Raw genomic sequence first — 7,341 nt, 5'->3', positions numbered from 1 at the left:
AACTTCACAACACTTCAATCTCAACTATCTATATTGTTAATCAACTTATATGTTAATTTCTTCTTCGTCCGTATGCGCAATTCTGCGGGATGGCTGACTTTTGATAATTATTGAAAGAAAATATTTGATAATTTCAAGTTCTTCCAGTACCCCCATTAGAGGAAAAAAGACATTTATACTAATGACGATATGGTTCCACCACTTTACGTTCCTTCCTGTGCCGTGGCTGGTCCCGTATGATTACGGGATCACCCGCCACACTATTACAAGATTTTGTGCTTGTTGATAACACACTAGCACGGCCTGAACCCTGAATAGGCAGTCAATCTAAAGCGACGCGAGTCTATATTTCAATTATTTGTTTATTATGGAATCAACCCTTCATAATAACAATATTACACCCTTAAGAGCCGTTTAACTATCTATATTGCTCACAATACCTATCCACCATGAATACGTTCCTGCCCGCGACGCCTTTCCTGTTTTCTTTATTGTTCCTAACCGCTTGCTCCTCGGAAAAAAATGAAGACATAAGTAATAATACCAAATAGACTATAAAATGCTATTTAAATTGAAGTCTTTTCTGCGATAGTTTCGTTAAAAAGCCTCGTCTTAGCCCCGCTATGACTACGTTTCTTGCCTCACTCTCACAGAAAATCCATTTCAAGTTTATGCTGCACCCTATAATCTATTCGGTATAAGCCCCATTCCATCACCCTCAACTCTACCCTATATGACCGAAAAGGAAATGATACATTATTTATGTCGGATTATTTCGAAGAGGTGGAATATGTAGCATTGGAATCAGGTGATTCCACCTTGATGGCCCGCGTGGAGAATTTAAAAATTAATGACCATTTCATCGCCGCATACGCAGATAAAAAGATCTGGGTTTTCACGCGTTCCGGAGATTTCTATTCCAAAATTGACAAGTACGGTAAAGGAGCCGGGGAGTATACATTTCTATCTAATTTTAATTTCAAAAACGATTCTACCATCGGCCTTATTGACATAGACAATTCCAAATATATAGAGTATCATGTCAATGGCACCTTACAAAGCGAAATAAAAATCCCTGCGTCCAGTATGCAATTCAGTTATTCTGAAAACGATGACCTATTAGTAGTTTATCCCTTCCCAGACTATGGAAACAACGATTTTCACTTTGGAAAAAATTTAACCACTAATGAACTATTTTTAGAGGATACAACATTTAAAGAACTATTATCCTCTGAAGAAAAAATCAGAGGTTTGCCTAGTACAACAAATATTTCTTTCTATCGGGATCGTTTCGGAGACCTTCAATACTGGTCTTTCAAATATGACAAACTACTAAAGAAGGAAAAACAGGGTACAGAATATGCACAATTAACTATTGATACGCAAGAAGGAGATGTGATATCATTATTCGATTTCTATTCCAGCTTTTATTTATCCTCGTTATACGACGGTAAATTATACCACTTCATAATGGATAAAGAAACAGGCCATATCAAAAAGTTCGTATTCGAAGAAGGAGGATACCTGGGAATCATATATGCATTTGAAAATGATATCGATTACGGCCTGCCTTTCGTTCCCAAATTTCGATCCGAAGGTGACTATTTCGTATCCAATGTTAGTTTTCAGCAAATAAATGACCTGAAAAACCACCGCGAAAACTATTTCGGGGACTGTACCCATACCGGTCTATTGGATATCGTCACCAATGGCAATGAAAACATGAATAATGTGATAATGATTGCACAATTAAAATAACGTAAACTATTACTCCTACCTTTCCTCCTTATCCCTCTATTCCATCGGATGCTCTTTTAATAAGTCTTCCGAGGAATAAAACCCTTGTTTATTCTCGACACTTTCCCGAACTTTCTCAACCAACTCAGGGGTCACGACAGAGGATTCGTTTCCGAAAGAATTTCGAACATAGGTGGCTACCGCTGCTACTTCTTTGTCAGATAACATTCCTTCGAACGGAGTCATAGGAACTTGTCCGGGATAGCTCTTTCCCTTCACTTCGATCGGCCCCATCATTCCCTTGAGAATGATCTTCACCAATCGTTCTTCGCTTTCCTGTACCCATTTGGTTCCCGAAAGCGGCGGGAAACCCGATGTCTCCAGCCCGTTTCCATCTTCCTGGTGGCAGGTAATGCAAAATCCATCCCTGGAATAAATTTCCTTACCCAGCGTAAATAATTCTCCTTCTTCTTCATTTAACCGCTCCGGGACAATGGATTCTTCCTTACCCTTTTTACGACTCTCTACAGACTCCCCATTCAAGTGGGCTACTGCCGTCTCATAACTGTGAATAATCCATTTGTCCATGGGTTGTTGCCCGGCAACATCAAGTACCTTATTTCCTTCTTCCGGCTCCATCCACGAAGCTGCGACGATGGCTTCCAGGCGAACCCTACCGTGTTCGTCCCTAGCCGCTTCTGTCATTAATTCCGTTTGATTGTCTACCTGGTGCCCTGTATATCTCAATACCCTGACAGCGGCAGCCCTGGCGTGATAATCTTCGGCGTTTAGCATCCGGACTAATAAATCCTTATCCACTTTATTCAATCCCCAGGAAACCCATAAAGCTTCCAATACCTGGTGTTCGTAATTGGGATCGGAAGTATCCAGGTTTGACACCCACTCCTTCAATGCGGGTAAAACTTCCGAGGCATCTCGTCCACGGAGTTCCCGCCTGGTACGGTACCGGGTCCGGTATTCCGGCAACTTCAAATTATCCAATAACACCTGAATACTCGCGCCGTCAACTTCTGCAGGCTCCACCAGAGGTCGCGACGGATATGTCACTCTGTACACCCTTCCGTGGGAATGGTCGCGGAGAGGGTCCCTCGCATTGTGCTGCATGTGTCCTATAAGGACATTGTGCCAATCAATAAAATACAGTGATCCGTCCGGGGCGAATTCCATATCTACCGGCCGGAAATTACCGTCATCACCTTTTACGAGATCCACCCTGTGATGGCTTACATAGCCCGTACCGTCGTCTTCCATCACATGCTGTTTCATACCCAGGAACCCAATCGTATTATTTATCAAAAGGTCGCCCTGTACTTCGTCCGGGAAATGCCGGCTGGATACGAATTCCAGGCCGGAGGTAGGCCGCACTCTGTGTGCCTCCTCAATCAGGTTGTACGAATTGTGGTTGGCCTCGCCGTAATACGGCAACACCGTGCCCGGCATCATCCACCGAACATCCGGCCCGGAAGTATGCGCAAAGAAATTCTGTCCCCACCGGTCAAATGCAATTCCCCATGGATTGGGAATCGGCAATTGAGCCGTCCTTTCCAACCTTCTTCGCTGCGGATTGAACCGGTAAAATCCTCCGTTTGTACCCCTTACCGTACCATATGATGTCTCTACATTTGTGTGCAAGAATACACCCTCCCCCATATAAATAGCACCCGATGGGTCAGCAGTATATGCACTATGGGCATGGTGGGTATCGTGATCGTCAAAACCACTCAATAAAATTTCCTCTTTATCCGCATGGTCATCACCATCGGTATCCATTAACAGTTTCATATTGGTTCCCTGGGATATGTACACTCCTTCCGGTGCCAATTCAAATCCGACCGGAAGGTGTAAACTATCTGCAAAGACAATTTGGTTATCGGCCTTACCGTCGTTGTCCGTATCTTCCAGAATAATGAGTTTGTCATTTGGCTTTTGGTCCCCGGGCTTATAATGTGGATAACTCGGCATAGTAGCTACCCATAGGCGCCCTTTGTTGTCAAAGGACATCTGTACCGGATTGGCTAATTCCGAAAATTCCTCTTCCGAAGCAAATAGTTCTATTTTGTAGCCCTCGGGAACATGCACTTTTTCAAGTGCATCCTCACCGTACAAGTATTCTACAGTACCATTTTTTCTACTGGGCCGATAATTGGTTTCCACATCCGGTAAGGTATCGGTTTTTTTATCTGCCGTTGCAAGGTCCATTTTTTCCCCTTTAGAAGCAGCCATCCATATAGCGGTATCCCGAATGGAGGTCATTTCCCTGATTTTTGCAATTTCGTACGGGTAATTATCAGGTCCAAAGGGATTGTACCTTCTTCCATAGGCATGTACACCATTGGGTATTTTATAATCGTTATGCCACATCCAGTTCTTTTCCATTACGGCTTTGTGGACTAAATTCCTGCGACCCTCAATAGCAGATACCTTTTCTCCGAAAATTTGGTCAGCCAAATATTTACCCAATTTATTATACCCTTCGGCATTCAATTGAGACCCGTCTATAGTCAAGGGTTCTGCGCTATTGTTATACCAATCTTGTGAAGGTGCAAAAGCATCGACAAATAATAGATTATGATTTTGGGCTACCTCCTTCATAGCTTCCGTATACATGGAAAGGTTTTTATTCTCTTCCTCTCCATTCGGCACATCCATATCATCCGAAAGGTCTTCGAAAGCGATCGGTGAAACCAATACTAATTGTACCGTATCTTTACCATTGTATTTTTGACTGAGGGTGTGGCTTACAAAAGCATCCAGTTCGGCTTTGTAATTTTCTAATCCATCCTGTCCCTCAAAAGATTCGCTATACCCGAAAAAGGCAATAATAATATCTGTTTCCAATCGAGTCATCCACTCATCCGGTGTTTCGAAATGTCCGGTACTACCGGAAGGGTTGGCTAATTCCGTTTGAAATTCCTCAGCTCCGGGAAATGCCCAGGGGGAGTTTCTGCTGGAATGGGGACGAAACCCAGGCGTATTGCCCGGATCACACATGTTTCGAATCATTAAATTACTATCCGGATATCGCATATACATTTCTGTCTCAAAAGTTCCAAAATTCAGCATTCTGGAGCCAAGGTTATTGCCGAGAAGAATAATGCGGGAATCTTTTTTCACTTTTACAGCAGATCCGTTATGTTCCGTCGGAGTACAATTAAAAACGGTAAACAAAAAAAGTATTAATCCCAACCCTTTTAAAAGTTCGTGCAAAGTGGTGTTATCAGGTTTTGTCATTTTTATTGCTATTGCTTATTTTGAAATCTTGAACAGTTAAAAATTTGTCTGTCCTGTCGTAACATCAAATCAAATATTTAATAAAGATTACAATTACAAACTAATTATTTACCTGCTCTTACCTACAAGACTGCTCCGGGAATAAAAAGTACACCCCTAAATGTAGTAAACTTTTTCAATCGCCCGGGCATTTACCTTTTTTGACAACTCAACAACATACTTACAAATTCTTTCTTTAAACAATGGGAAGAATTTATAAATATCCTTTCGATGCAAACACCGCGAAAAAATAACACCGTCTGATTCCATAAAACTCCCTATTCAATAATTGTCAATACGTTTACGATATGCCGATGGGTATCCCTTTAATTTTGTAATTCCTGAGATATCATGGATTGATGCTGCATCTTTAACTTCATCGATCAATCTATTTACTTGCTTTTTAGTACGGATATCGCCAAGTTTTCGAGTATCTTTGTAAAATGCATTCTTGAAAAGAACTTCCATTTAACTTTCCAAATTTTTTCTGATATCTGCCTCCGGTATATAGTTCTCCTTCTTCTCCCTTACCATAGCCCGAAGCAATCCTACGTCTTCTATTTCTTCATCGCTTAATTCTGTCGAATCAATCCCACGTTTTTCTAAAAGCTCCTTCAAGAAGGAAAATTCTTTTTCGCTTTTCGACGTCACGATTAAAGATCTCTCCGTCATAATTCCAATTTATTATTCTTTTATATATATACTAATAAATAACTCAAATTACAAAACCGCGTAAACCAAAAACCATATCCACCACATCATAGGCCAGCCGTGCTCATTATAGAGTTGTTGTTTTACCATTCTTATAGACTCATATAATTGTTTTTTTACTGCAGATTGTGATATTTTTAGCGAAAGGGCAATATCAGCTATTGGCATCTCTTTTTGTGTACGCATCAGGAATATTCTTTTCCTCTGTGGTGTCAATCTTTCAATGATCTCCTGGGCCGATTCGTAATACTCTTCAAATACAAAATCTTCATGCGCAGAATTATGTCTCTCTTCAATATCCAAACCTCCATTAACCTGGTTTCGCGCTTGTCGTTGTTTATGGAGGTCAAATAATTTATTTTTTGCCATTCGAAAAAGGTATGACTCTACTGAACGAATATGAATAACTTTCTCCCTCCGATGCCATAATTTCATAAATACCTCCTGAATCACTTCCTCAGCTTCGGGTTTTGAATGCCTTACAAAGGGGAGAATAAAGGTATATAGAGACGAAGCATACTTCGAATACAGGAAAGTAAAAGCCTCCTTATCTCCATTGGCTATTCTCTCCAACAAAGAAAATTCACTGCACTCTGTATGCGATCCTTTCTTATTCAAAGTATCCTATTCCTTTACTTCATATAATCTTCCATCAAGAACAAAGAGTCAAAAAAACACACAAACTAAAATAATATACGTATTCAATACGCAATTAGTAAAATAATATTACATCTAAATTATAAATTCCCAAACCTGAAACCTACCTATGGTTTCCTATTTATGTTAAAATTTTATTTAGTATTCGTGCTTTTACAACCTGTTAAAATACAAAACTTATAAGCTCATATCAATCAAAAATTGCGTTGGTATTACCATTGAAAAGGATTTGAGAATAAATGAATTATTATATACCCCGTCCTATGGTTCAATTATAAAATTGTAATTTTCTAAATGTAAAGAAAAATGTAACAGATAAATATTAAACTTAATTGTAGAACTTATACAGATCTTTTTCCAAATTTTCACGAAATGAAGACCTTAGGTTAACGTGAGCTCGACGAATAATTAATTCTATCATTATTTTATCGAAAAATGAAATGCCCAAGGCATCTGGCAAAATCATCCCTATGAGGACTTCGTGCAAATCAATGCAAGAATCATCGTTCTACCTTGATTTCCACCCAGGGTTGGCACCCAGGGTTAACTATATTTCGCTTCCCGACAATTTCATGTCGGAACAGGCACTCCAGAGCTCATTTTTCTCTATCGAACTCAGGTTATGTTATTGTCATTCCCCCTTAAGTCGTTACAAGGAACACCCGAATATTTACCTGCCGGGAAGAAGAAAGGTCTGTACAAACATGAAATTCAACAGCACGCAAGTAAAGTAGGAGGTGCCCTCGCTATAGGGTAAACATTGTACCAAATGAACTATAAAATGATATTTAAATTAAAAGTCTTTTCAGCAATATCTTCGTTAAAAAGCCTCATGGTAGCTCTGGTATGACTACGTTTTTTGCCTCATTCCCTCAGAAAATCCAATTCAAGATTATACTGCACCCTATAATCTAATTGGCATTACGCAACTTCAGCTGATCCCTG

Annotated in this window: 4 protein-coding genes; 1 reads left to right on the top strand and 3 read right to left on the bottom strand. The window is 40.1% G+C overall.

Annotation, left to right across the window (positions count from 1 at the left end; translation table 11 throughout):
- Nucleotides 1-762: 762 nt before the first annotated feature.
- Complete coding sequence (locus LVD47_RS11860) at nt 763-1,758, top strand: DUF4934 domain-containing protein (protein ID WP_236976202.1); 996 nt, start codon at nt 763-765, stop codon at nt 1,756-1,758.
- Between the two features lie 36 nt (nt 1,759-1,794).
- Here the strand turns inward: LVD47_RS11860 and LVD47_RS11855 are convergent, their stop codons facing one another.
- The 3 genes from LVD47_RS11855 to LVD47_RS11845 all read right to left on the bottom strand — a co-directional run bounded on the left by LVD47_RS11855 (nt 1,795) and on the right by LVD47_RS11845 (nt 6,357).
- Nucleotides 1,795-4,989, bottom strand: a complete 3,195-nt coding sequence (locus LVD47_RS11855) for a PVC-type heme-binding CxxCH protein (RefSeq protein ID WP_236976200.1) — start codon at nt 4,987-4,989, stop codon at nt 1,795-1,797.
- Nucleotides 4,990-5,496: 507 nt separating this feature from the next.
- Nucleotides 5,497-5,700, bottom strand: a complete 204-nt coding sequence (locus tag LVD47_RS11850) for a hypothetical protein (RefSeq protein ID WP_236976198.1) — start codon at nt 5,698-5,700, stop codon at nt 5,497-5,499.
- Between the two features lie 48 nt (nt 5,701-5,748).
- A complete protein-coding gene (locus LVD47_RS11845; protein WP_236976196.1) occupies nt 5,749-6,357 on the bottom strand; it encodes an RNA polymerase sigma factor in 609 nt (202 codons plus the stop codon).
- Nucleotides 6,358-7,341 lie beyond the last annotated feature (984 nt).

This window comes from Membranihabitans maritimus, from assembly GCF_021729145.1.
Taxonomy (GTDB): Bacteria; Bacteroidota; Bacteroidia; order Chitinophagales; family Saprospiraceae; genus Membranihabitans; species Membranihabitans maritimus.
The sequence above is the reverse complement of the archived record's forward strand: the minus strand, read 5'-3'. Positions and strand labels throughout refer to the sequence as shown.